The sequence below is a fragment of the Niveispirillum sp. FG148 genome, from assembly GCF_057809655.1.
In genome coordinates this window covers 1-22,417 of record NZ_JBMDKJ010000039.1, presented here as the reverse complement: position 1 = coordinate 22,417, position 22,417 = coordinate 1, and the positions used below count along the sequence as shown (strand labels likewise).

Genomic DNA, 22,417 nt, shown 5'->3' with positions numbered 1-22,417 from the left:
TGGGGAGCCTAAAGCTCCCCGAAGCTCTGCACCAGACTGCCGACGATCAGATACCAGCCGTCGATCAGCACGAAGAAGATCAGCTTGAACGGCAGCGAGATCATGGCTGGCGGCAGCATCATCATGCCCATGGCCATCAGCACCGACGACACGACCATGTCGATGACCAGGAAGGGCACGAAGACCAGGAAGCCGATCTCGAACGACCGCTTCAGTTCCGACAGCATGAAGGCGGGGATGACGACCTGCAGCGGTACATCCTTCGGTTCCGCCACGGGTGGGGTCTTCGACATGTCCATGAACAATTGCAGGTCGCGTTCCCGCACATGCCGCATCATGAAGGTATGGAAGGGCGCCACCGCCCGCTTGAAGGCCGTGATCTCGTCCACCTCCTCATTGATCAGGGGGCGGATGCCCTGCTCGTAGGAGGTCTGGAGCGTGGGCGCCATGATGAAGAAGGTCAGGAACAGCGCCAGACTGACCAGCACCTGGTTGGGCGGCACCTGCATCGTGCCCATGGCGGAACGCAGAAAGCTCAGCACGATGGTGATGCGCACGAAGCAGGTCATCATGATCAGGATGCTGGGCGCCAGAGACAGCACCGTCAGCAGGGCGATGAACTGCACCATGCGGCCCGTGCCGCTGGGGCCCTGGTCGCCCAGGTCCAGCGACAGGCTCTGCGCCATGGCAGGCCCCGCCGCCAGCGCCAGCAACAGGCCCAGCGGCAGTCCGAAGCGGGCCAGAAGGGAGAGAAGCGGCTTGCCCGTCATGCCGGTGGGTCCATCCTGTCCTGGCGGTCCAGCACCGCCTTGAATTCATTCGTGCTGCCACCCGGGGGGGTGATGCCCGTTTCCACGACCCGGTCGTCACTCTGGCCCAGCAGCAACAGATGCTCCACCCCGTCACGCTTGACCAGCACCAACCGGCGCCGCGCGTCCAGGGCCAGCACCTCCACGATGCTGAGGCGTCGGTCGCCCTTGCGCCGCATGGGCAGGCCGGCCGCCGGGCCGAACCGCCGCAGCAACAGGGCAAAGCCCCCGATCAACCCCAGGACCAGGGCCAGGGCCAGGACCAGGCGCAGATAATTGCTGGCGTCCATCAGATATCCTTGCCGGCCCGGTAGGCCTGGGTGGCCCGCATGCGGGTGGCGTGGGTCTCGCTGCCGCCAAGCTTGGCGCCATGCACCCGCTCCATGGTGCTGGTCACCCGGTCCAGCAGGCCCAGAACGGCATCCAACTGCGGCAGCAGACCGCGCGCCTCTTCGGGGGGAAGGGCGACGGCGGCCTCCAGGATGGGCTGCACCTCACGCTCCAGCCCCGCCAGATCCACCATCTTGCCCGCGGCCAGTGCCTCCTCCCCGCGGGTCAGCAGGTCCAGAAGACTGTCCAGCGTCTGGGCAATGTCGGCGGCAGCGGGCTGACCGGGGATGGCGGGGGGCTGGCTCATGGTGCGGATGCGGGCTCTTCACTGTTCGGGCCGGCGGAACGCGGTTCGTTCCAGGTGCCGTTGGCACGATAGACATAGGCAAGGATTTCCGCCACGGCGGCAATCGCTTCAATGGGAATTTCGCTTTCCACGTCGACGGCGGCAAGTATTTCCGCAAGGTCGGCATCGGTGCGGACCTTCACCCCATGGGCAAAGGCCAGTTCAAGGATCTGTTCGGCCACCGCGCCATGGCCGGTGGCGACGACACGGGGCAGGCTGGCATCGCCGCGGTCGTTGCGCAGCGCCACCGCCACGGGGCGGCGCATCGGCGGTCTGGCATCTGTCTCCGGTCCCTGGTTCACGGCCCCTGATTCCCTGGTCGAACAGCTGTTCCGGCGGCGAAACCACCTATATGGCTGCACGCAGCATAGCAGAATGCAATTCGGGCCGCAGCCGGTGTTGCGCGATGCGATTTCATGTTTATCCATCCCGCCGATGCGTTATGGTGGATATTGGAATGGCGCGTGGACAGCGCCGCCGTTCGCATGCTCCGCAAAATGCGGGCCAGTCCGGGGCGTGATGCCGTCGGAAAGAGCGCCGATGGCGTGGAAATTGCATTGTGCTGGTCATGTCAATGGTGCTGCGGTGGCGCCAGAACGTGGAAGGATGGGAGCGTTCGCCATGGATCTGAAGGATAGCGGTCTGTTCCGCCTGATGTCGGACAAGATGGCCTGGCACAACCAGCGGCAGGAGCTGTTGTCGAAGAACATCTCCAACGCTGATACGCCCCATTACCGTCCGCATGACCTGGTCGAGTTTGATTTCAAGAAGCAGCTGCGCAATTCCGCGCGCATGCAGCTTGCCGGATCGCAGTCCGGTCATCTGTCCGGCACCATCCCTGAAAAGGGAGCCTTTACCGACGCTGCTGAACGGACGCCCTATGAGACGTCGCCCGACGGCAACTCCGTGGTGCTGGAGGAGCAGATGATGAAGGTTGGCCAGAACAACATGGAATATCAGACCGTGACCAACCTGTACCGCAAGCAGGTCGGCATGCTGAAAACCGCCATGACGCCGCCGCGTTGATGATGGGCTGCGCGCCTGAGGGAGGTTTGAGATGGATCTGATGAATTCGATGGCGGCATCGGCCGCCGGCATGAAGGTGCAGGGCACGCGCCTGCGCATCATTGCTGAAAACCTGGCCAACGCCAATTCCACCGCCCCGTCGCCGGGCGATCTGCCCTACCGGCGCAAGGTGATCCTGTTCCAGAACGCGCTGGACAAGGAATTGGGGACCAATCTGGTCCAGGTGAAGAAGATCGACGTGGACCGCAGCGACTTCCAGCGCCGCTACGATCCGGGTCATCCCAGCGCCGACAAGGACGGCTACGTCCTGATGCCCAATGTGAACTCCCTTTATGAAAGCATGGACATGCGCGAGGCGCAGCGTTCATACGAGGCGAACCTGAACACGCTGGATGCCACGCGGCAGATGGTGATGCGCACGGTCGACCTGCTGCGTTCCAACTGATCCTTCTCCGCCCTTCTGAGAGAGACACGCCATGGCCATTCCCTTCAGCAATGCCGCTTCCGCCTATGCCAGTGCTGCCATGCGCGGGCTGTCCGCCCCTGCCGGCAAGGCCGCGGCGCCGTCTGACGGCCCGTCCTTTGGCGACATGCTGGAAGGTGCTGTCACCCAGTCCCTGGATACGATGCACAAGGGAGAGGAGATGACGGCCAAGGGCGTCGTGGGCAAGGCCGATCTGGCTGATGTGGTCAATGCCGTGACCAATGCGGAAGTGACCTTGCAGGCGGTGGTGAATGTCCGCGACAAGGTGATCTCCGCCTATCAGGAAATCCTGCGCATGCCGATGTGACGGACAGGTCCCCGTCATGACCGAGGCAGAGGCCATCGAAGTCGTCCGCGACGCGTTGTTCACCACCATCATCGTCAGCCTGCCGCTGATGCTGATTGCTTTGGTTGTTGGCCTGGCCATCTCCCTGTTCCAGGCGCTGACGCAGTTGCAGGAACAGACGCTGACCTTCGTGCCGAAGATCCTGCTGATGTTCACGGCCATGGTCTTTCTGCTGCCCTTCATGAACAGCCATCTGAAGACCTTCACTGAACGCATCATGGATCGGATTGTGGCCGTGGGCACGGCGCAGGATGGGGATGGCGGCTGATGGCGCTGGATGCGATCCTGGGCGGGTCGGTCTATGTGTTCCTGATGGTTTTCGTGCGTCTCGGCTCGGCCTTGCTGATCATGCCCGGCTTTGGCGAACAGTATGTATCGCCGCGCATCCGTCTGCTGTTTGCGCTGGCCGTGTCCTTCCTGTTGCTGCCTGTGCTGTTGCCTATGATGCCCAAGGCCCCGGCCAGCCCGGCCGATCTCGCCCTGCTGATCGTGGCGGAGGCGCTGATCGGCATTTTCCTGGGGACCGTCGCCCGCATGCTGATGTCGGCGCTGGAGGTGGCGGGTTTCATGATCGCCAATCAGATGGGCCTGTCGGCCGCACAGGCATTCAACCCCGCCATGTCGCAGCCGGGCAACCCGGTTTCCGCCGTCCTTGGCGTCCTGGCGCTGATCGTCATCTTTGCCACCGACCTGCATCACCTGCTGCTGATGGCGGTCGTAGACAGCTACAGCCTGTTCGTGCCCGGACAATGGCTGCCGCTGGGCGATGTGTCGCAGCATCTGGCGCGCCTGCTGGGCGACAGTTTCATTATCGGCCTGCAGCTGTCGGCGCCGTTCACCGTGATCGGCCTGCTGTTTTATCTTGGGCTCGGACTGATCTCGCGACTGGTGCCGCAGATCCAGGTCTTCTTTGTCGGCGCACCCATCCAGATCATCCTGGGGATGGCGTTGCTGGCGTTCAGCCTGACGGCCCTGATCACCTTCTGGCTGGCCCGGTTCGAAGGGCAACTTGTCAACATTCTGCAGCTGTGACGGGGGAGGGACCGAATGGCTGAAGACCAGGATGACGACAGCAAAACAGAAGATCCTTCCAGTAAACGCTTACAGGATGCGCGCGAGAAGGGTCAGGTCCCGAAATCACAGGAATTCAGCCACCTGTTTGTGCTGGGGGCTTCGCTGATCCTGATCATGATGGTGCTGCCCTGGTCGTTCGGGCGTATCAACCTGACCATAACCCCCTTCATCGAACAGCCCCACGCCATCCAGATGGATGGCGGCGCGCTTGGCGTGATTTTCACCGATCTGATCACCAGCGTCACCATCTCCATGGCCGTGCCGCTGATCATCCTGATGGTGGCGGCTGTGGTCGCGTCGGTGGTGCAGGTGGGCTTCCTGATCACGACGGAAAAGGTTTTCCAGTTCGATCTGTCGCGCCTCAATCCCCTGTCGGCGCTGGCCCACAAGTTCTCGATGAAGAACCTGGTCGAATTCCTGAAATCCCTGTCCAAGCTGCTGATTGTCGGGTTCGTCGTCTACACGATGCTGCGTCCGCTGTGGAATTCGGTCGACCATTTCATCGCCATGGCCCTGCTGGATGTGGTGAAGGAAACGCAGCATCTGGCGGCCAAGATCATCATGGCCGTGCTGCTGGTGCTGCTGGTCCTGGCCGGCGCCGATTACATGTATCAGCGCTTCAGCTTCATGAAGCAGATGCGCATGACCAAGCAGGAGATGAAGGAGGAATTCAAGCAGGCGGAAGGTGATCCGCTGATCAAGGGCAAGATCCGCCAACTGCGTATCGAACGCGCCCGTAACCGGATGATGGCGAATATCCCGACCGCCGACGTCGTGGTGACGAACCCGACCCATTATGCGGTCGCCTTGAAATATGATCCGTCCGTCATGAATGCGCCGACGGTCGTGGCCATGGGCGTTGACCATCTGGCCCAGCGCATCCGGGAAATCGCGGAAGAACATGGCGTGCCCCTGATTGCCAATCCGGCCCTGGCCCGCGCGCTTTACGCGACGGCCGAGGTCAACCAGGAAATCCCCACCGACCATTACAAGGCGGTGGCCGAGGTCATCTCCTATGTGTTCAAGATGAAGCGCAAACCCATTCCCCGTTGATCGCCGCTTCCTTCCACCGTCAAAACCCGGCCAGACATGCGCAGACGAGAACCAGCCTCCCTTCCCGGCATGAATGCGACGGCCCGCGCCGCGGCCCTGGGGCTGGCCGGCATGGTGGTGATCGCCCTGCTGGCCCTGGTCTTTCTTGCCCGCCTGGACGGGCCGCCCCCGGCCGAGTGGACGGGTGGATTGCGCGGCGGCCTGATCGTCTGGGCGGCAGGGGCGGCGCTGGCCATCTGCGCCCTGCTGCTGATCCGGATCATCGGGGCCCGCAGTGCGCAGACGGAATGGCGGCGCCACCTGCTGGCCCGCGCACTGGAAGCATCGCCGGTGCCGACGGTGCTGATTGGACCCGACGGGCGTGCCGTCCTTTATAACCCCGCCTTTCGTGATCTGGCTTCGCCGGGGCGGCAGCCACCGCTTGATGCCTTGGCGCGCGCGGCGGGCACTTCCCTGGCGCCATTGGAAATCAAACGGTTGCTGGCCGCTGTTGAACGTGGGGTTGAAGGCGACACCATCCTGGGATTTGCCGATGGCCGGGAATTGCGCCTGTCGGTGCGTGTTCTGGACGGCTGCCCCGGCCATTCGCTGTGGCAGATGGAGACGGTGCCACCCGCTGCGTCCGATAATGCGGCTCCGCCGGTTGCGGAACCGCCGGCACCCATGGTTCTGGCCGGAGAGGATATGGCGCAGGTCTGCGACGACATGCTGTCGCCGCCGGTCGAACTGCGTTTCCAGCGCTTTTTCGCGTATGCGCCCATCGGCATCGCCCTGGTCGATGCGGATTTCCGGTTGGTGGAATGCAACGGCGCTGTGCTGATGCTGGCCGGCCTGCCGGGGGATGAGGCGCAGGGGCGGCCTTTCGTCAATCTGTTCCGGCGGGACCAGCGCAGCAACCTGCAGCAGCACCTGACGGCCATTCGCGACGGCGCTGACGGTGGCACACCCTACGAGGTGCAGCTGCGTGGCTCCCCTGGACCCATAGTCCATCTGTTCGTGCGTCGCCTGGACGGCCGCGGGGCGCCGGAACTGATCCTCTATCTGGTGGATATGACCAACCAGAAGAACCTGGAGGCGCAGTTCGTCCAGTCCCAGAAGATGCAGGCCATCGGTCAGCTTGCCGGTGGCGTCGCGCATGATTTCAACAATCTGCTGACGGCCATGATCGGCTTCTGTGACCTGCTGCTGTTGCGGCACAAGCCGGGAGACCATTCCTTCACCGACATCATGCAGATCAAGCAGAATGCCAATCGGGCCGCCAACCTGGTGCGGCAGCTGCTGGCCTTCTCCCGCCAGCAGACGTTGCAGCCCCGTGTTCTGTCGGTTACCGACGTTCTTGCCGAACTGTCCAATCTGCTGCGCCGTCTGATCGGTGAGAATATTGAACTGCGGATGATGCATGGCCGCGACCTGGGGCTGGTCAAGGTGGATCAGGGGCAGTTGGAGCAGGTGATCATTAATCTCTGCGTCAATGCCCGCGACGCCATGGCCGGCACGGGCGGGCGGCTGACCATTCTGACCTCCAATGTCCATGTGGCAGAGCCGGTGCAGCGGGCAACGGAAACGATGCCGCCGGGAGATTATGTGCTGGTGGAGGTCATCGATACCGGCGTCGGTATTCCGCCTGAAAATCTGCAGCGCATTTTTGAGCCGTTCTTTTCTACCAAGGAGGTGGGGTCGGGTACCGGGCTGGGCCTGTCCACGGTCTATGGCATCGTGCGGCAGACGGGCGGCTTCATCTTTGTCGACAGCGCGCCTGGGGATGGCGCCAAATTCTCCATCTATCTGCCGCGCTTCCAGGAGGATGGCGCCACCGCCGCTGCGGTCGAGCGGGCGGAGAAGGGGGCAGCCGATCTGACCGGCGTCGGTCGCATCCTGTTGGTGGAGGATGAAGACGCCGTGCGCGTCTTCTCCGCCCGCGCCCTGCGCAACAAGGGGTATGAGGTGGTGGAAGCCAAGAGCGGAGAGGCGGCCCTGGACCTGCTGCGCGGGCCGGAAAGGCCGCCGGTCGATCTGATTGTCACCGATGTCGTGATGCCGCAGATGGACGGGCCGGCCATGATCCGCGCTGTGCGTGAATTCATGCCCGACGTGAAGGTGATCTTCATTTCCGGCTATGCGGAGGAACGTTTCCGCAGTTCCGTCGGCGGCGGGGAGGTCGTCGAATTCCTGCCCAAGCCTTTCAGCCTGAAACAGCTTGCCACTAAGGTGAAGGAAGTCATGGGGCAGGATCAGGCCGGTCGGTGAGGTTGCCGACCGGCCGTCCGGCCGCTCACTGACCCAGCGCCTGGATCAAACTCCCCATATTCTTCACAAAGGCGTCGGTGGAGATGCCCTCTACCGGGAAATCCGTGGTGTAGGGGGAGGTGTCGCTGGTGTCACCGACCCGCGTCGTACGGTATTCCCCCCCTACGGGCTGGCGGGGACCGTCGCCGCCATAGGGGTTGGACGTCGTCGTCAGCTTGACCGGCCAGTATCCCCGCGGATTGAGATCAGCCACCAGTGCCGTCAGCTTATCGGCCGGCTGCGGCTTCTCCGACTTGTCGGGGTGCATCATGTCGAACACATCGACATCCCGTAAAGTGAAGTAGCGGGGCAGGGAATAGGTGCCCGGCTTGGCCAGCAGCGGCGAACCCTTGGCCACGTCCGATCCCGGAATGGCCGCCAATTTCTGATATTCGCCACGCAAGGCGTCGGTCCGGATGGCGCGGAACGATCCATAGTGCCCGATGACGTCGGTGGGATTGCCATCGACATAATATTCGCCATTCACCACGTTCGATCCGCGGCGATGCAGATAGAGAGGCTTATCGGTCCCGATCTCCAGGAAAGTCGGATGCGTACGACCATTGCTGCGCAGGTTGGCGGGTGACTGTACCTTGTCCAGCCAGTCCAGGGCCTCCGGCACACGGGTCAGAAATCTGGGATCGCCCGTCAAGCGGTAGAAATTCAGCAGTTGCTTGATATTGTTGGCTGTCGTGTGGGTGGCAAAGGCTTCCGGCTCATAAGTGCGGGCACCGGCCGGTTTCAGATCGTCCACCCGATGCTGCAATCCCCAGGCCGGCTGTGGCTGGGGCTGCTGGGTCGCGATGAAGATGTCCATGCCGCGCCGGATCGGTTCCAGCAGCTTCTTGTTGCCAAGGGTCTGGTAGGCGAAAATCAGCACCTCCAGATTCTCGCCCGCCACGTCATCGTTGAAGGTGATATAGCCGGTATAGTCCGGCCGACCATGCAGGCCGCCATCCTTCACCAGGGGAAAACGCTGCGGCCAGCCGCCATTGGGATATTGCGCATCCAGAATGAAACCCAGCGCCTTATCCAGGGCCTGCTTGATGCGCTTGTCCTTCTTCTTCGCAAGATGAAGGCGGAGCAGGAACTGGGTGGCCTCGGCAGTGCCGGCATCGTCAAACGTTCCGTTGCCGTAATAATGATGGAATTCCTCCATGCGCCAGGCATTCCTGCCATAGGTGCCGTACCAGCGCCGGAGCGATTCCTCCCCGGCCGTATCGATGACATAGTTCCAGCCGCCGCTGGGCAATTGCCCCTTGATCAGGGCGTCGGCCGTCTTCATGGCCGCATCCAGGTACCAGACGTCACCCGTTGCGTGCCAGGCGTCCAGGAACAGGTGCCCCATGGTCGGCGTTCCGGGCGGCTGTACCCAGATCATGGTCGGTGCCGCTTCCAGTTCGCCCCAGCGTCGGGAAAAGTCCGGCAGATACTGCCAGACATAGCCACCGCCCACCGCGGCCTCTTCCACCATGAAGCGTGCCGCCCGTTTCATGGTGGCCAGGATGGTCTCCCGGTCCGGTGTCTGGGTGCTTTCATGGATCGCCGCTGGTGCCGGCCTGTCCGCGGCCATGGCAGGGCCGGTCAGAAACAGGGCGGTGCAGGCGCAAAGCAGGGCACGCCTGAAGGCGGCTATCGACATCACGAAATTCTCCGGGCTTCTCTCCGACAGGCAGCTATTTTGCTGCCTTTGAGCATAGTAAAGCATACATGACACCGGTTTCCTAGACGGATCATGCCTCCCTTTGCCGATGGCAAAGCTAGCGATGACTTGCACTCCGCCCTGAATGGACATTGTTCCACCCGTGGTGCCCTCCTATAGTGGCAGTAGCGGAGACCGTTTCGCGGGGGGCGAATTGACCGCTTGGTGGCCCAACAGTGGGCGTGGATGGATGGTGGCAGCGGGGGGAATCCTGCTGGTTCACCTTGGTTTGTCCCTGACGGTTCCGGACCAGGGGTGGGTGACATCGTTGGGGGTTGGCGCCATGCTTCTGCTGGCCGCCGGCCTCAGCTTTGCGGAGTGCACGCGCGCCCATCCGCAGTTACGCTGGCGCTGGATGATGCTGACCGGGGGGTTCCTGTTGTGGGCGGCCGGTTACGCCGCCATCGCCTGGCTGCAAAGTGTGGTGCAGGCGGATCATTCCGTGGCCCGGATTGACACGCTGCTGTTCCTCTTACGCGGCGTGCCCTGGTTTCTGCTGGTCAGCCGATCCAGCGATATCGAAACCGGTCCCTATATGCGCCGGGTGGAAGTGGCCCAGGCGCTGCTGTTCAGCCTGCTGGCGGCCCTGCTGCTGTTCCCGCGGCTGGTGGCCGGGGATCAGATCGCCGTCCCCGTCGTGTCCGCCCATACGGCCCTGTCGTTCCACGATTTGGAGAATTTCGGGCTTGCGGCCCTGGCCGTGATATCCCTGCTGGTGCAGCCGACAGATGCGGAGCGGCGCATGGCGGGGCTTACGGCACTGCTGCTGGGCACCTACGCTGTCGAAGCCTTCCTGATCAACCATTTCGTTCTGGCACGTTTGAACACGCCACCCGGATCACCGGTCATGCTGATCGCGTCCGTGCCGGCGCTGTTGTTCATCATCGTCGTGCTGAGGCACCGGGCGCAGGAGCCGGCCCGATTCGTACCCGATCCTCCGCGTCTTTTCGCTGATGCGATCCGGCTGCTCAGTCCCGCCTTTCTGGCGGTCGTGCTGCTGGACATGGCTTTCGCCCTGTCGCAGATCCATTTCAAGGCCGGGCTGGTGGCGGGATTGGCGGGTATGCTGCTGTTTGCGATCCGGTCCACCTTGTCCCAGTTGGCCTTTCAGGAAGCGCGGCGAGCGCTGACGGATGCCCGCGACCGCATGGAGGAACTGGCACAGATTGATGCGTTGACGGACCTGCCCAACCGCCGGCGCTTCGATCACGCGTTGGCATCCGAATGGCGGCGTGCGGCGCGGGCGCGTCAGCCGTTGGGCGTGCTGATGGCCGATGTGGATGAGTTCAAGCTCTATAATGACAGCGAAGGACACCTGGCGGGGGACGAGTGTCTGCGCCTGGTGGCGCAGGCGATGCGCGGGGTGCTGCACCGGGAAGGCGATCTTCTGGCCCGCTATGGTGGGGAGGAATTCGTGCTGATCGCGCCCGGCGCCGATATCCAGGGTGCGCTGACCCTGGCGGATCGGATCAGGCGTGCGGTTGAGGCGCTGCGCCTGCCGCACCTGTCAGGAACCCATGGGATCGTGACAATCAGCGTCGGTGCGGCCTGTGGATGGCCCGGAACGTTCCCGGCCGTGCCCAGCGATCTGGTCCAGGCAGCCGATAAGGCGATGTATCGGGCCAAGCTGGCGGGCCGCAACTGCGTTGAAGCAGATGTGGCCTCACCAGTCCTGGTTCCGTTCAGAAGCTGACCGACCCGGTCAGCATCCATTGCCGCGGTGCCTGGGGGAAATAGGCATAGGGGCCATCATTGTTCGACAGGATGTTGTTCACCTCCCGGTCGAACAGGTTCCGCACCGTCAGCGTCAGGTCCAGATTGTCTGCCGCTGCCCAGGTGGCTGCGGCATTGATCAGGGCATAGCCGCCGGCCTGGCGGCTGTTGGCCCCGTCATAGGCGTAGTCACCGGAAATGTCGGCCCAGCCGCGCAGCGTCAGGGCCGGCCCCTCCAGCACCTGGACCAGTTCCACCCGCCCGGCATGGCGCGGTACGCCCGCCACATCCTTGCCTGTGAAGTCGAACGGGCGGTTGGTGTCGGGTTCCAGGAAGGCATTCTCCGTCCAGATGGCCTGGGTATAGCCATAGGACAGGTTCAGGGACCGGCCGCCGCCCAGATCGGCCGCCGCCTCCAGTTCCACCCCGCGCGACCGCTGCCGGCCGCTGTTGATGGTGCGGGCCGATCCGCCCACGGGCAGCAGCTGCAACAGGTCGCTGCGGCGCAGCTGATAGGCGGTCAGGGTGGCCGTGAAGCGGCCATCGGGCGACTGGCCCTTCACCCCGGCTTCGATATTGCGGGCGATTTCCGGGTTCAGGTCCGGGTTGCGGTTGCGGAAGGACCAGATGGGACCGAAACCGGGGCTGAACCCTTCGCCGAACGCGGCATAGGCCGTCAGCAGATCATCGATACGCCAGCGCAGCGAGGCCTTGGGGCTGACATGGTCGTCCGTGTCCTTCACGGTCACGACGGGATCGGGGCCATAGCCGCTGCCCGACGGGCCATAATGCACCTTGCGCTGGAACCGGTCATAGCGGGCGCCGACGCTGGCGGCGACAGCGCCCCAATCGGCATCGATCTGGGCGAAACCGGCCTGGGTGCGGTTGCGGGCCTTGCCGTCCAGCAGCCGGTCCGACTGCCACAAGTTGGCATCGACAGGCGTGCCCGTCGCGATGTCGCGGCGCTGGGTATAGAAGCGGGGGCCGAAATCGAACTCGCCTGTCCAGGTCTCGATATGGTGGGCATTGACCTCTTCGGCGCTGGCCCCGGCCAGAACGCGCCAGGTGTCATCCAGGCGCAGATCGACCTGCTGTTCGGCGAAATAGGTGTCAGTCTCCCCATCGACGCGGAAGCCGGTGAAATTCACCGTGCCTGCCGTTGGATCGAAGACATTGGCGAAACCCTGCTTGCCGGCCGTGTGCGCGTGGCGCGCATGCAGGCGGGTGGTGCTGGTCAGGCTGTCCGTGATCTCGCTGGTCAGCACAGCCGTGCCTGTCCACATGCGCTTGTCGAAGCCGGCCCCATCCTCGTTCCAGTTGCCCTTGCGGCCGCGGGGCAGGGCGATGGGGGTGCCGTGGATGTCGGTCGGCAATTCGCCGGCCAGACCCTGTTCGGTGTTCACATAGGTGCCGGTCAGGTTTAGCACCGTGCCTTCGGTCAGGTCCAGGCGCTGCTTGACGAACAGGGTCTGTTCGTCCCGGTCGGTGCGGTCGCGCCAGCCATCGGCCGTCTGCACCTGGGCAGAGATCAGCAGGGCGCCGATATCGCCCGTGGGGCGCTGGATCATGGCCGCGGCATTCCGCCAGCCGTTGGAGCCGATGCCGGCCTGGGCCTTGGCCAAAGGCTCGTCGGTGACATCGCGGGTGATGTAATTGATGGTGCCGGCGATGGCGCCGCGACCGTACAGCGCGCTGGTCGGCCCGCGCACGACATCGACCTGGCTGATGACGCCGAAGGGCAGTTGTTCCAGGTCCACCTCGTCATCGCCGGTGACGAAGGGAACACCGTCCATCAGCACGGTGATCGTGTCGTTATGGACGCGGTTGGGCACGCCGCGGATGGTGATATCGGTATAGGTGCCCTGGTCATTGGTCTTCACGACCAGACCGGGCAGGCCGCGCAGTTCTTCCCCGATGAAACGGGTGGCCTTGTTTTCGAAATCCGCGCGGTCGACGCGGGAAACGCTGGCTGGAACATCGCGGATGGCGGTGGCGCGGCGGGTGGCGGTGACGACGATCTCGTCCAGGGCCGTGCCGTCGGCGGGGACGGCCGCTGTGGCCCGTCCGGTTTGGGGAAGCAGCGCCAGGGTCAGCAGGGCGGACGTGGCGGACAGAATACGGGCGTGAAAGCTAAAAGGTTTGTGCATGGGTTGCGGAACCAATGTCTGGGGTTCGATCGGGGTTCCGCGCCTGAATTCACGAATTCATCCGCCGCTGCAAGGAAAAGCGGGCGGGGGTCTGGGTTGCGTGGGGAGTGCTCAGTCCTTCTCGATGATGAACGGGTTGGACCCGTCGCGCGTCTCCACCTCAATCACCCACAGGTCGGGATCGCGCTTCACATGCCGGTCGATGAAGGCCTGGGCCTCGCCTTCATCCACCATCGCGCCATTGGCGCCGGGCACCCAGCCCATCTTGCCGTTGATGTCGCGACCCTGGCTGAACAGGCGGCTGCCCTGGAAAGGCACGGTGACTTTCAACAGCACCAGCCCGCTTTCCCGCTCCCCCTTGCGCAGGACATAGGCAGGCACGGCGGCTGCCGATAGGCGCCAGAGATGGCTCTGCACAAACAGATGGGTGGGAAGGCGTTCTTCCATGGTCTGGCTGGCCTTGTTCCGCTCGACTTGAAACGCTTGTTCGATTTGAATGGGACTGAGTGAGGAAACACCATATCCGGGAACCAAGATGCAAGCCACGCCCATGCCCCTGTTCAAGCGCGCCCTGCTGACCAATGATGATGGCATCGACGCGCCGGGCATGGCGGCCCTACTGGAGGCGGTGACGCCGCTGGCGCGGGAAGTGTGGATCGTGGCGCCCGAACATGACCAGTCGGGCGTGTCGCGCGCGCTCAGCCTGCATGCCCCCTTGCGCATCCAGGAACGCGGTCCCCGCCGCTTCGCCGTCAGCGGCACGCCCAGTGACTGCGTCATCGTCGCCCTGCGCCATGTGCTGCGCGACAATCCGCCGGACATCGTCTTCTCTGGTATCAATCGGGGTGCAAATATGGGGGAGGAGGTGGGCTATTCCGGCACGGTCAGTGCCGCCCTGATGGCGAAACTCTGCGGCGTGCCCGCCTATGCCGTCAGCCAGGCTTGGCGGGATCGCGATAATATCCGCTGGCACACGGCCATCAGCGGGCTGGCCGGCATCGTGCAGCGCTTCGGCACCACGCCGGATAACGTGCTGAACGTGAATTTTCCGGATGTGGAGCCGGACGAGGTGACGGGCGTGACCGTTACGCGGCAGGCGGCCGCGGGCAGCATGAAGCTGGATATCGACACGCGGGAGGATACGCGCGGCTTTGCCTATCACTGGCTGTCGATCCGCCGCCATCCGGGGCAGGGGGCACCGGGCAGCGACATCGACGCGCTGCGCAACCGACAGATCAGCGTGACGCCCCTGGGCTTCGACCATACGGATCTGGCAGCCCTGGCGGCGCTGGGCGGCTGATCTGCTGCAAATAAAAAAGGCCGCCCGGGTTTTGCCCCGGACGGCCTTTCCTGACCATCACACCTGGATCAGGCCGACTTGCGCTTGGCCTGCGGCTTGACTTCCGTGTGCATGTCGGCGGCATCCATGTGCATCAGCTTCTTCATCAGCGGAGACAGGATGCAGACGACAACGCCGATGCCACCGGCCCAGATCAGCAGGTCGTAGAACACGCCCGAATAGACCTGCAGGCTTTCCTGCGGCGACAGCACGGCCCCGCCTTCGGCGCTGGCACTTGCCATCTCGGCGATGAAGCCGGCCAGGTAATGCGCACCGGAGGAGGACAGGTACCACACGCCCATCATCATGGCGGCGATGCGGGCTACCGACAGGCGGTTGATCATCGACAGGCCGACAGGCGACAGGCACAGCTCACCGGTCGTGTGCAGCAGATAGGCCAGCACCAGCCAGATCAGGCCAGTCTGGGCATCTTCACCGGCTGCCGACGCACCGACGACCAGCGCCCCGAAGCCCAGGGCCACCTGAATGATGGCCAGACCGAACTTCAGCGGGGTGGACGGTTCCTTGCCACGCTTGGCCAGCCATACCCACAGCCAGCTGAACACCGGGCCCAGCAGCACGATGAACATGGGGTTGAAGACCTGCACCGTGGAGGCCGGAATGACCAGACCGAACAAGGAGCGGTCCGAATTGCGATCGGCGAACAGGGTCAGCGACGTGCCGGCCTGTTCGAACAGGGTCCAGAACACCACCGACAGCGTGATCATCATCAGCATGACCAGCAGCCGGTCACGCTCCACCTTCGTGCACTGGGAAAGACCGAACCAGCCCAGGAACACAGCCACCAGGGCCACGATGGTCAGCAGCAGGCTGCCGACAATGTGGTGGTTCTGCACCAGCTGCCAGTTGATCAGTACGCCGACGACGGCGGCGGCATAGATCATCCATTCCTGCGACAGGCCGATGGCCGTCCGCGCCTTCAGCTTTTCCGGGTTCGGCGGTTCACAATTGCGATACCACTGGGTACCGCGGGCGAACATGATCAGGCCGAACACCATGCCGATCCCGGCCAGACCGAAGCCGTATTTCCAGCCATAGGTCTCCCCCAGCCAGCCGCACAGGATGGTGGAGAAGAAGGAACCCAGGTTCACGCCCATGTAGAAAATGGTGTAGCCGGGGTCGCGGCGCGGGTCGTCCTTGCTGTTATACAGCTTGCCGACCATGGTCGCGATGTTCGACTTCAGGAAGCCGACGCCGACGATGATGAAGGCCAGCGACAGGAACATGATCTGGTCAAACGGCGACTGACGCACGACGACGCCGTCGATCACCTGGGCCGGCGCCCCTTCGAAGGCCATGCCGATATGGCCGCAGACCAGGAGGATCGCTCCCAGCATCACGGCCTTGCGGTTGCCCAGATACCGGTCGGCGATGACGCCGCCGATCACGGGCATGGCATAGTTCAGCGATGTGTAGGAGGCGTAGATGAAGCCGGCGGCACCATCGCTATAGAGGAAATGCTTGACCAGATAGAGGGTCAAGAGGGCGCGCATGCCGTAGAAGGAGAAACGTTCCCACATCTCGGCGAAGAAAAGCGGCGCCAAACCTCGCGGATGTCCGAAGAAACCCCGTTCGGGGTCGTTTGATATCCAAGCCATTGCAGCCTTGTTGTGTTTGGATGCTGAGGATGGGCCGCTATAACATGTTTGCCCCCGCCGACATAGGGGGCAACTGTATCGGACTGTGACGTCGGTCACACCATTTGCTGATCAGACGAACAGCGGCCCCGTCTCGAAGCTGCTGTAGCGGCCCAGGGCCTTCCCATGGGCCGACAGCCACTGATCGGCCGCCGCCCTGCCCATGTCGCGCAGTTCCTGCAGGAACCCCCAATCGGCGTTCAGCTTGCTGGACACACCCAGATGGGTCATGTGCTCTTCCGCCTCGATCCGGTGCAGATGGATCAGGCGCATGCCCGACCCTTCCGGCGTCATGGCGCCATTGGTCAGCAGCCGGTTCACCAGCTCGATCGACCGCAACTCGCGCAGGAAGATGGAATTGAAGCTGATTTCATTGATGCGGTCGACGATGGCCGTCGGCGCCTTGGGCACTTCCGGCCGGTGCAGCGGCGTGACCTGCACGATGATGATGTCGTTGGTGGTACATTGCTTGATCAGCGGGTCCATCACCGGATTGCCCATATAGCCGCCGTCCCAGTAATGCTCCCCGTCGATGGCGACGGCCTGGAACAGGAAGGGCAGGCAGGCTGACGCCAGCAGCGCCTCCACCGACAGGTCCTTGCCCTGGAACAGGCGCATCTTGCCCTGGGTGACGTTGGTGGCGCTGACGAACAGCCGGTGTTCGGTGGCTTCGCGCAGGACCTTGAAATCGATCAGGTCGCCCAGCACCTCCACCAGCGGGTTCAGGCCCAGCGGGTTGAACTGATAGGGCGACATCATGCGGATCATCAGGTCAAACCCGGCATAGACCGGGTGCGCCTCCACATTCGGGTTGCCCGTCAGTTGCGTCAGGAAGGAGGGCGACAGCGGGCCGAAGGCATTGGCTTTGGCCACGCGCCGCCAGAACCGGGAGAGCAGGTCGCGCGCCCCCTGCGACCCGCCCGTCAGCCAGCCATAGGACAGCAGCGCGCCATTCAGCGCCCCGGCCGAGGTGCCGGAAATGGCCTCCACATCCAGCCGGTCCAGCTCCAGCAGCCGGTCAAGGACGCCCCAGGTAAAGGCACCATGGGAGCCGCCGCCTTGCAGGGCGAGCCCCACGCGCGGACGGGCGGGGGGCAGACTGTCAGTGCGGCGGCGGGTCATAATGATTCGTTAACCGATCTATTTTGTGATCACGCGGGAACACCGGTCGAACGAAACGGAACCGGTGGTTCCCGCCAGGGGTTTGGGGATTTACTGCGCCGTCCAGCCGCCATCCACGGTCAGCGAGGCGCCTTTGATATTGGATGCTGCATCGCTGCACAGGAACACGGCCAGATCGCCCAGCTGCTCCGGCGTGGTGAACTGCTTGGATGGCTGCTTTTCGGACAGAAGCTTCACCTGCGCCTCCTGAGCGCTGATGCCCTCGCGGGCGGCCAGCGCATCGATCTGCTTCTGCACCAGCGGCGTCAGAACCCAGCCGGGGCAGATGGCATTGCAGGTGATGGCACTTTCGGCGTTTTCCAGCGCCACCACCTTGGTCAGGCCGATGACACCATGCTTGGCGGCCACATAGGCAGCCTTGTTCACCGATGCGACCAGCCCGTGGACGGAGGCGATGTTGACGATGCGGCCCCAACCTTTGGCCTGCATATGGGGCAGGGCTGCCTGGATGCCGTGGAACACGGCCGACAGGTTGATGGCGATGATGCTGTCCCAACGTTCGGCCGGGAAATCCGTGACCGACGCCGTATGCTGGATGCCGGCATTGTTGACCAGCACATCGACACCGCCGAAGCGGGATACGCAGAGATCCACCATGCCCTTGATCTGGTCGGGCTTGGTCATGTCGGCGGCGGAATAGACGGCCTGCACGCCGAAATCCGCCTCGATGGCAGCGCGGGTAGCCTCGATCTCGACGGTATCGCCGAAGCCGTTCAGCACGACATTGGCGCCGGCGGCGGCCAGCTTGCGCGCTACGCCCAGCCCGATGCCACTGGTGGAGCCGGTGATGATGGCAGCCTTACCCTTCAACATGATGGCACTCACTCCCTGCTTCTCCCGCCGTGCTTCCGGTTGCGGGCTGATGGATGGATGAAGATGAATACCTATTCGACTTCCAGATCAAGGATTCCTTTTCAGCTTGTCCAGAATGCCCTGAACCGCGTCGCGCGTCGGTTTTGCCGGTTCCGCCGGGGGTGGTGCCGCTGGCCGTGTTGCGGGGGGGCTGGGCGTGGGTGTCGGCGCGGCCGGGGAGGGGGCGGGCGGCTCCTTCGCCAGCCTTTGCATCTCCCGTTCGGCCATCCACCGGTCGGCCTGGCCCAGATCCAGCGTGCGTACCGCCCCCTGGTCGGGGCCGGCCAACCGCAGGCCCATGGCGGGCGCGCCCTTGGGGGCGGACGGCTGGACCGCCAGGGTCAGATCAACCGTGCGGTCGCGCCAGGACCAGCGGCCGGCACCGCTCAGGCTGCCCTGCGGGCCCTGCCCAGACAGGCCGCTCAGGCCCACGACCTTATCGGCCATGTCGAAATCGACAGACAGGCTGTCGAACGGGATATCGCCGCCCTTGCGCAGGGCTGCGCGCAGGATGGCGGCCCCCTTGGGGCCACCATCCGACAGGGCCCGGGTCACACCTGCCAGATCCAGTCCCGTCAGGATGGTGCCCCGCAGGGACAGGTTGCCGCGTCCATTCATGGCGGCAAGGGCTGCGCGTGGCGTGGCGCCGGCGGCTGTGCCCGTGAAGGACAGATCGAACCGTCCCGCCGGCTTGACGCCCAGGGATTTTCCCGACAGCAGTGCCGGCACGACCGCATCTTTCACCCCCAGGGTCAGGCTGGCGGCCAGGGGGGCGGGACCGGGCGTTTGCGCCAGCTTGTCGGCCTGCGTCTGTTCCAGGGCACCTGTGACCGCCACCCTGCCGCCCTGCCACGTCGCCTCTGCCCCTTCCAGGCGGATCAGGCCGGGTGCCGTGGACAGCGGCAGGACGGCCGCCTCCAGCTTCTCCCCACCCAGGGTCAGGGCCGGTGTCTCCAAGCGCAGGTGGATCGCCGTGCCGCGCGTCCAGTCCAGGTTCCAGGCTTCGCCGTCGCGGGCCAGCAGGGGCGCCATCAGGTCAGCATCCAACGCCCCGACGGTCAGGCCGCCATCCAGTTGCGGCGGTGCCGTACCATCGGCCGCAGCCCCTTTCCAGGTCAGCGCCCCTTTCACTGTCTGCCCGGCGAAGGTTCCTTGAATGTCGTAGATCGACAGGGGGCCGTCCGTCGTACCGCTGACGGCGGCGAAGGCGTCGACGGGCCCCAGCGGCCCCGCCGGCTGCCAGTCGCGCACGAACAGGCGCAGCAGATGGCTCGTCTCCGGCAGAGTGGACCGTATTTTCAGGTCCAGATGCTGTCCCGTCTCCGCCTTGGCGAAGGGATTGTCGACCATGCCGCCAATATGGGTTTCCCCACCCAGCGCCTTGGCCCGGATATCGGCGGTCAGCCGTTCCGCGTCACCGACCAGTCTTGCGTCCAGGCCGACGGGGCCTAGACGTTCGGCCAGCACCGGGTCCGGCCGACCCAGGGTGCGCAGCAGCGGTGCCAGACTGGCGCCCTCGGCCGTCAGGGTCAGGTGGCTGTTGCTGCCTTCCTGATTGGTCAGGTGGCCGCTGGCCTTCACCTCCAGCCCTGCCAGCGACGCCGTGGACGCGTCCCGCAGGATCAGGGCATTGCCGGTCCATTCGGCATCGATCGATAGTTTTTCCGCCGGCAGATGCTGCTGGGTCAGCAGGTCGGCCTTGGCTTGCACACTGATATCAACCCCGTCCAGAAGCGGCGCCAGCGTCTGCCACCAGGGTGCGGCGTCAGCCGGACGGTAGGCATCCAGGTCCAGCCGGTCCAGCGTCAGGCGCAGGCCGATGCCCAGGCGGTCGCGGCGCGTCACCGTCAATGCGCCCGACAGGGCCGTCGTGTCGACCGACCCGCTGGCGTCGGTCAGGGCGAAGTCGATGGGCTTCCCGGTGAGGCGGCCCGTCAATCCCGCCTTGCGCAGCCGTTCCAGGGGCACCTTGTCCACTGGTACGCCGGCCCAGGCCAGCGTGTCGCGCAGGCTGTCGCTGTTCAGGGTCAGGGCGGCGTCCAGCGTCGGCTGCTCACCGGTGAAATCCAGCGCGCCTTTCAGGCCGATGTCCGTGCCGCCCGGCAGGGTGGCTGAAAGATCGGCGTCCTTCAGGGTATTGGCATCGATACGGCCCACCAGCCGCAGGTCACGCAGGCTGTCACCGCGCCAACGCGCCTGATCGGCCAGCAGGTCCAGCGACAGCGGCTCTACGGTCTCCCAGGGCATCGATCCCGGTGTGCCGGCCAGAAGTCCGTCAATATCCAGGTTGGTGAAGGACAGCACGACGGCACTGTCCTTACCGCCCTGGCGTTGGAATTCGACGCTGCCCGTGGCCCGGCTGCCGCCCCATTGCAGGTCGATCCCATCCATGGCGATGGTCGCCGGGGATATGGCCAGCCGCCCGCGCAGCACCAGCATCGGTCCCGTTTCCGGAGGGGTAAGGCCATTCAGACCCGGCAGATGCCGCAGCAGATGCAGCAGGCTGGCCGCGTCCGGGGCCTGGGCCAACAGATCGCCTTCGGCCCTGTCGTCGGTGCCGGCCGGAATGGTGCCGGTGAAGCGCACTTCGGCCTTGGCATCGGGCAGGGACAGCAATGTCCGCACCGGCATGGTGCCGTTCGCGGCGCGGCGCGCGGCGTTGAGGGTAAGGCGCAAGGGCTTGTTGTCCATCGCCGCCGCCGCCGTCAGCTGGAACGGTCCATCCGGCCCGCCGGCCGACAGGTCACCCGACAGATCGTCCAGCCGGACCGGGGGAGAGCCGGGATGTTCCAGCAGCAAGGTGCCGTCGTTCAGCGTGACACTTTCCACGCCGGCGGCATTGCCCAGCGCCGTGATGGTTACGGGCCAGCGTGCCGGCTGATCGGGGGCCAGCAGGCCCCGAAGTTCGGCGCCGGTCAGCCCCAGCTTCTCCATCCGCAACTCACCCCGCAGCAGCGCCAGGGGGCGTATATGCAGATCAACCCTTTCCACGGTGGCCAGCGCATCGCCCTGGTCGACGATGCGCACATCACGGGCCGTCAGGGTAGGGGTGGGCAGGAAGGCGACGCCCAGGTCGCCATCGATGATCACCTGCCGCCCGGTCAACGTCGACAGACTGTCGGCAACACGGGACCGCATCTCGTTCCACGGGATCAGGGCCGGCCCCGCCAGCAAGACCAGGAGCAGCAGGGCCAGCAGAAGACCCGTGATGTAAGCCAACCGCTTCACGCCAACTCCAATTCCCTTGCCAATCCAGACCGGTCGGGCCTTAACCTATCGCGTCCGGCCGGCCGCAGCATAGGGAATGAAATGGGCGAAATCGTGAATCTCAACCGCGCCCGCAAGGCGAAGGCAAAGACCGAGCGTGAAAAGCAGGCGGCGGAGAATCGCGTGAAGTTCGGTCAGACCAAGGCGGAGAAGCAGAAGCGACAGGCGGAGGCGGATGCGGCCAAGCGGCTGTTGGATGGACATAAAGTCGACTGATGGCGTAGAAGATTCGATGCGGATGCCTGAGCATTGTTGGATACCCCATGACTGATCTCTTGCAGATGAGTGATCAATCGGCGTTGCCGGCTGCACCGTCAGGCTGGTCTGACCATGTTTATTGTCTGCTGATCGATGGCTGTTTGGGGATTGTTCGAACGCATAGGGCTCAGGATTCTGTGTTCCAACTTTCCGTTTTCGATGGAAAGAGAGAGACGGGCACGGTTCTTGTGCCGTCGTGCGAATTTGCACTTTTTGACCGAATGTCCGACGGACGCTGGCTTGTGGTGTCATCTCGAACGTCGGGGAACGATAAGAACGGAATTCTCTATTCAGCCAATGGTGAGGAGGAGCGGCGGCTGTTCCTGGGAGACGGTATTCAAAATCTGATCTGCTCGCCGGATGGAACGCTGTGGGTCGCCTATTTCGATGAAGGCATTTTTGCCTGCCGAATGGCCGACGGAACCCAAGCGGTGTCGGCGGGTGGCATTGCACAATTCAGCGACAGCGGCGAGGTTCTGTGGTCGTTCAAGATCACGTCCCCGTGCGTGGTGTAGGAGCGGCGTTGTCATCGCGCTCTCCGGCTT

22 protein-coding genes are annotated in these 22,417 nt (G+C 64.1%); 11 read left to right on the top strand and 11 right to left on the bottom strand.

Annotated elements, in window-relative coordinates:
* Positions 1-8: 8 nt before the first annotated feature.
* From fliP to ACODTW_RS25545, 4 genes are read right to left on the bottom strand one after another with little or no spacing between them, the layout of a single operon-like run.
* A complete protein-coding gene (gene fliP, locus ACODTW_RS25560; protein ID WP_488948968.1) occupies positions 9-770 on the bottom strand; it encodes a flagellar type III secretion system pore protein FliP in 762 nt (253 codons plus the stop codon).
* Entirely contained in the window at positions 767-1,099 is a 333-nt protein-coding gene (locus ACODTW_RS25555) for a flagellar biosynthetic protein FliO (protein WP_488948967.1), read from the bottom strand. The genes fliP and ACODTW_RS25555 overlap by 4 nt, the downstream gene beginning before the upstream one ends.
* A complete protein-coding gene (locus ACODTW_RS25550; RefSeq protein WP_488948966.1) occupies positions 1,099-1,446 on the bottom strand; it encodes a hypothetical protein in 348 nt (115 codons plus the stop codon). Before ACODTW_RS25550 ends, ACODTW_RS25555 begins: the two co-directional genes overlap by 1 nt.
* Complete coding sequence (locus ACODTW_RS25545; RefSeq protein WP_488948995.1) at positions 1,443-1,751, bottom strand: EscU/YscU/HrcU family type III secretion system export apparatus switch protein; 309 nt, start codon at positions 1,749-1,751, stop codon at positions 1,443-1,445. Before ACODTW_RS25545 ends, ACODTW_RS25550 begins: the two co-directional genes overlap by 4 nt.
* Before the next feature lie 355 nt (positions 1,752-2,106).
* On the opposite strand from ACODTW_RS25545, the gene flgB reads away from it, so the two are divergent.
* The 7 genes from flgB to ACODTW_RS25510 all read left to right on the top strand — a co-directional run bounded on the left by flgB (position 2,107) and on the right by ACODTW_RS25510 (position 7,715).
* Positions 2,107-2,511 (top strand): flagellar basal body rod protein FlgB, encoded by a 405-nt coding sequence (flgB, locus tag ACODTW_RS25540; protein ID WP_488948965.1) that lies wholly within the window; start codon positions 2,107-2,109, stop codon positions 2,509-2,511.
* Positions 2,512-2,542: 31 nt separating this feature from the next.
* Positions 2,543-2,956 (top strand): flagellar basal body rod protein FlgC, encoded by a 414-nt coding sequence (flgC, locus tag ACODTW_RS25535; protein ID WP_488948964.1) that lies wholly within the window; start codon positions 2,543-2,545, stop codon positions 2,954-2,956.
* A gap of 31 nt (positions 2,957-2,987) precedes the next feature.
* On the top strand, positions 2,988-3,302 hold the full coding sequence (fliE, locus tag ACODTW_RS25530) for a flagellar hook-basal body complex protein FliE (RefSeq protein WP_488948963.1): 315 nt from the start codon (positions 2,988-2,990) through the stop codon (positions 3,300-3,302).
* A 16-nt stretch (positions 3,303-3,318) separates the two neighbouring features.
* Positions 3,319-3,609 carry a flagellar biosynthesis protein FliQ gene (gene fliQ, locus ACODTW_RS25525; RefSeq protein ID WP_488948962.1) on the top strand — a complete coding sequence of 97 codons (291 nt, stop codon included), beginning with the start codon at positions 3,319-3,321 and terminating at the stop codon, positions 3,607-3,609.
* Positions 3,609-4,373 (top strand): flagellar biosynthetic protein FliR, encoded by a 765-nt coding sequence (gene fliR / locus ACODTW_RS25520; protein ID WP_488948961.1) that lies wholly within the window; start codon positions 3,609-3,611, stop codon positions 4,371-4,373. The genes fliQ and fliR overlap by 1 nt, the downstream gene beginning before the upstream one ends.
* A 15-nt stretch (positions 4,374-4,388) precedes the next feature.
* Complete coding sequence (gene flhB, locus ACODTW_RS25515; protein WP_488948960.1) at positions 4,389-5,468, top strand: flagellar biosynthesis protein FlhB; 1,080 nt, start codon at positions 4,389-4,391, stop codon at positions 5,466-5,468.
* 69 nt (positions 5,469-5,537) lie between these two features.
* Positions 5,538-7,715 (top strand): ATP-binding protein, encoded by a 2,178-nt coding sequence (locus ACODTW_RS25510; RefSeq protein ID WP_488948959.1) that lies wholly within the window; start codon positions 5,538-5,540, stop codon positions 7,713-7,715.
* A gap of 25 nt (positions 7,716-7,740) precedes the next feature.
* On the opposite strand, the gene ACODTW_RS25505 is transcribed toward ACODTW_RS25510, so the two are convergent.
* The gene (locus ACODTW_RS25505; RefSeq protein WP_488948958.1) at positions 7,741-9,396 is read right to left on the bottom strand and encodes a pectate lyase; all 1,656 of its coding nucleotides are present in this window, start codon (positions 9,394-9,396) and stop codon (positions 7,741-7,743) included.
* A 343-nt stretch (positions 9,397-9,739) separates the two neighbouring features.
* Between ACODTW_RS25505 and ACODTW_RS25500 the strand changes: the two genes are divergently transcribed.
* Positions 9,740-11,149, top strand: a complete 1,410-nt coding sequence (locus ACODTW_RS25500; protein ID WP_488948957.1) for a GGDEF domain-containing protein — start codon at positions 9,740-9,742, stop codon at positions 11,147-11,149.
* On the opposite strand, the gene ACODTW_RS25495 is transcribed toward ACODTW_RS25500, so the two are convergent.
* Positions 11,139-13,316: a TonB-dependent siderophore receptor gene (locus tag ACODTW_RS25495; RefSeq protein ID WP_488948956.1), complete on the bottom strand. Its 2,178-nt coding sequence runs from the start codon at positions 13,314-13,316 to the stop codon at positions 11,139-11,141. The genes ACODTW_RS25500 and ACODTW_RS25495 overlap by 11 nt on opposite strands.
* A gap of 111 nt (positions 13,317-13,427) precedes the next feature.
* Positions 13,428-13,763 carry a DUF1491 family protein gene (locus tag ACODTW_RS25490; protein ID WP_488948955.1) on the bottom strand — a complete coding sequence of 112 codons (336 nt, stop codon included), beginning with the start codon at positions 13,761-13,763 and terminating at the stop codon, positions 13,428-13,430.
* A gap of 88 nt (positions 13,764-13,851) precedes the next feature.
* Between ACODTW_RS25490 and surE the strand changes: the two genes are divergently transcribed.
* Positions 13,852-14,616: a 5'/3'-nucleotidase SurE gene (surE, locus tag ACODTW_RS25485; RefSeq protein WP_488948954.1), complete on the top strand. Its 765-nt coding sequence runs from the start codon at positions 13,852-13,854 to the stop codon at positions 14,614-14,616.
* 68 nt (positions 14,617-14,684) lie between these two features.
* On the opposite strand, the gene ACODTW_RS25480 is transcribed toward surE, so the two are convergent.
* From ACODTW_RS25480 to ACODTW_RS25465, 4 genes are all read right to left on the bottom strand, one after another.
* Positions 14,685-16,274, bottom strand: a complete 1,590-nt coding sequence (locus tag ACODTW_RS25480) for a peptide MFS transporter (protein ID WP_488948953.1) — start codon at positions 16,272-16,274, stop codon at positions 14,685-14,687.
* Positions 16,275-16,385: 111 nt separating this feature from the next.
* Positions 16,386-17,435, bottom strand: coding sequence for a patatin-like phospholipase family protein (locus ACODTW_RS25475; RefSeq protein WP_488948952.1), 1,050 nt, complete (start codon positions 17,433-17,435; stop codon positions 16,386-16,388).
* 90 nt (positions 17,436-17,525) lie between these two features.
* Entirely contained in the window at positions 17,526-18,308 is a 783-nt protein-coding gene (locus tag ACODTW_RS25470) for a 3-hydroxybutyrate dehydrogenase (RefSeq protein ID WP_488948951.1), read from the bottom strand.
* Positions 18,309-18,395: 87 nt separating this feature from the next.
* On the bottom strand, positions 18,396-21,575 hold the full coding sequence (locus tag ACODTW_RS25465) for an AsmA family protein (RefSeq protein ID WP_488948950.1): 3,180 nt from the start codon (positions 21,573-21,575) through the stop codon (positions 18,396-18,398).
* An 81-nt stretch (positions 21,576-21,656) separates the two neighbouring features.
* On the opposite strand from ACODTW_RS25465, the gene ACODTW_RS25460 reads away from it, so the two are divergent.
* Together ACODTW_RS25460 and ACODTW_RS25455 are read left to right on the top strand one after the other, a co-directional pair.
* Positions 21,657-21,830 (top strand): DUF4169 family protein, encoded by a 174-nt coding sequence (locus tag ACODTW_RS25460; protein WP_488948949.1) that lies wholly within the window; start codon positions 21,657-21,659, stop codon positions 21,828-21,830.
* A 47-nt stretch (positions 21,831-21,877) separates the two neighbouring features.
* Positions 21,878-22,387 carry a hypothetical protein gene (locus ACODTW_RS25455; RefSeq protein ID WP_488948948.1) on the top strand — a complete coding sequence of 170 codons (510 nt, stop codon included), beginning with the start codon at positions 21,878-21,880 and terminating at the stop codon, positions 22,385-22,387.
* Positions 22,388-22,417 lie beyond the last annotated feature (30 nt).

Bases quoted from the DNA above. Each gene is read 5' to 3' on its own strand.
- fliP (WP_488948968.1), bottom strand. From the start codon at position 770: ATGACGGGCAAGCCGCTTCTCTCCCTTCTGGCCCGCTTCGGACTGCCG.
- ACODTW_RS25555 (WP_488948967.1), bottom strand. From the start codon at position 1,099: ATGGACGCCAGCAATTATCTGCGCCTGGTCCTGGCCCTGGCCCTGGTC.
- ACODTW_RS25550 (WP_488948966.1), bottom strand. From the start codon at position 1,446: ATGAGCCAGCCCCCCGCCATCCCCGGTCAGCCCGCTGCCGCCGACATT.
- ACODTW_RS25545 (WP_488948995.1), bottom strand. From the start codon at position 1,751: ATGCGCCGCCCCGTGGCGGTGGCGCTGCGCAACGACCGCGGCGATGCC.
- flgB (WP_488948965.1), top strand. From the start codon at position 2,107: ATGGATCTGAAGGATAGCGGTCTGTTCCGCCTGATGTCGGACAAGATG.
- flgC (WP_488948964.1), top strand. From the start codon at position 2,543: ATGGATCTGATGAATTCGATGGCGGCATCGGCCGCCGGCATGAAGGTG.
- fliE (WP_488948963.1), top strand. From the start codon at position 2,988: ATGGCCATTCCCTTCAGCAATGCCGCTTCCGCCTATGCCAGTGCTGCC.
- fliQ (WP_488948962.1), top strand. From the start codon at position 3,319: ATGACCGAGGCAGAGGCCATCGAAGTCGTCCGCGACGCGTTGTTCACC.
- fliR (WP_488948961.1), top strand. From the start codon at position 3,609: ATGGCGCTGGATGCGATCCTGGGCGGGTCGGTCTATGTGTTCCTGATG.
- flhB (WP_488948960.1), top strand. From the start codon at position 4,389: ATGGCTGAAGACCAGGATGACGACAGCAAAACAGAAGATCCTTCCAGT.
- ACODTW_RS25510 (WP_488948959.1), top strand. From the start codon at position 5,538: ATGAATGCGACGGCCCGCGCCGCGGCCCTGGGGCTGGCCGGCATGGTG.
- ACODTW_RS25505 (WP_488948958.1), bottom strand. From the start codon at position 9,396: ATGTCGATAGCCGCCTTCAGGCGTGCCCTGCTTTGCGCCTGCACCGCC.
- ACODTW_RS25500 (WP_488948957.1), top strand. From the start codon at position 9,740: ATGCTTCTGCTGGCCGCCGGCCTCAGCTTTGCGGAGTGCACGCGCGCC.
- ACODTW_RS25495 (WP_488948956.1), bottom strand. From the start codon at position 13,316: ATGCACAAACCTTTTAGCTTTCACGCCCGTATTCTGTCCGCCACGTCC.
- ACODTW_RS25490 (WP_488948955.1), bottom strand. From the start codon at position 13,763: ATGGAAGAACGCCTTCCCACCCATCTGTTTGTGCAGAGCCATCTCTGG.
- surE (WP_488948954.1), top strand. From the start codon at position 13,852: ATGCAAGCCACGCCCATGCCCCTGTTCAAGCGCGCCCTGCTGACCAAT.
- ACODTW_RS25480 (WP_488948953.1), bottom strand. From the start codon at position 16,274: ATGGCTTGGATATCAAACGACCCCGAACGGGGTTTCTTCGGACATCCG.
- ACODTW_RS25475 (WP_488948952.1), bottom strand. From the start codon at position 17,435: ATGACCCGCCGCCGCACTGACAGTCTGCCCCCCGCCCGTCCGCGCGTG.
- ACODTW_RS25470 (WP_488948951.1), bottom strand. From the start codon at position 18,308: ATGTTGAAGGGTAAGGCTGCCATCATCACCGGCTCCACCAGTGGCATC.
- ACODTW_RS25460 (WP_488948949.1), top strand. From the start codon at position 21,657: ATGGGCGAAATCGTGAATCTCAACCGCGCCCGCAAGGCGAAGGCAAAG.
- ACODTW_RS25455 (WP_488948948.1), top strand. From the start codon at position 21,878: ATGACTGATCTCTTGCAGATGAGTGATCAATCGGCGTTGCCGGCTGCA.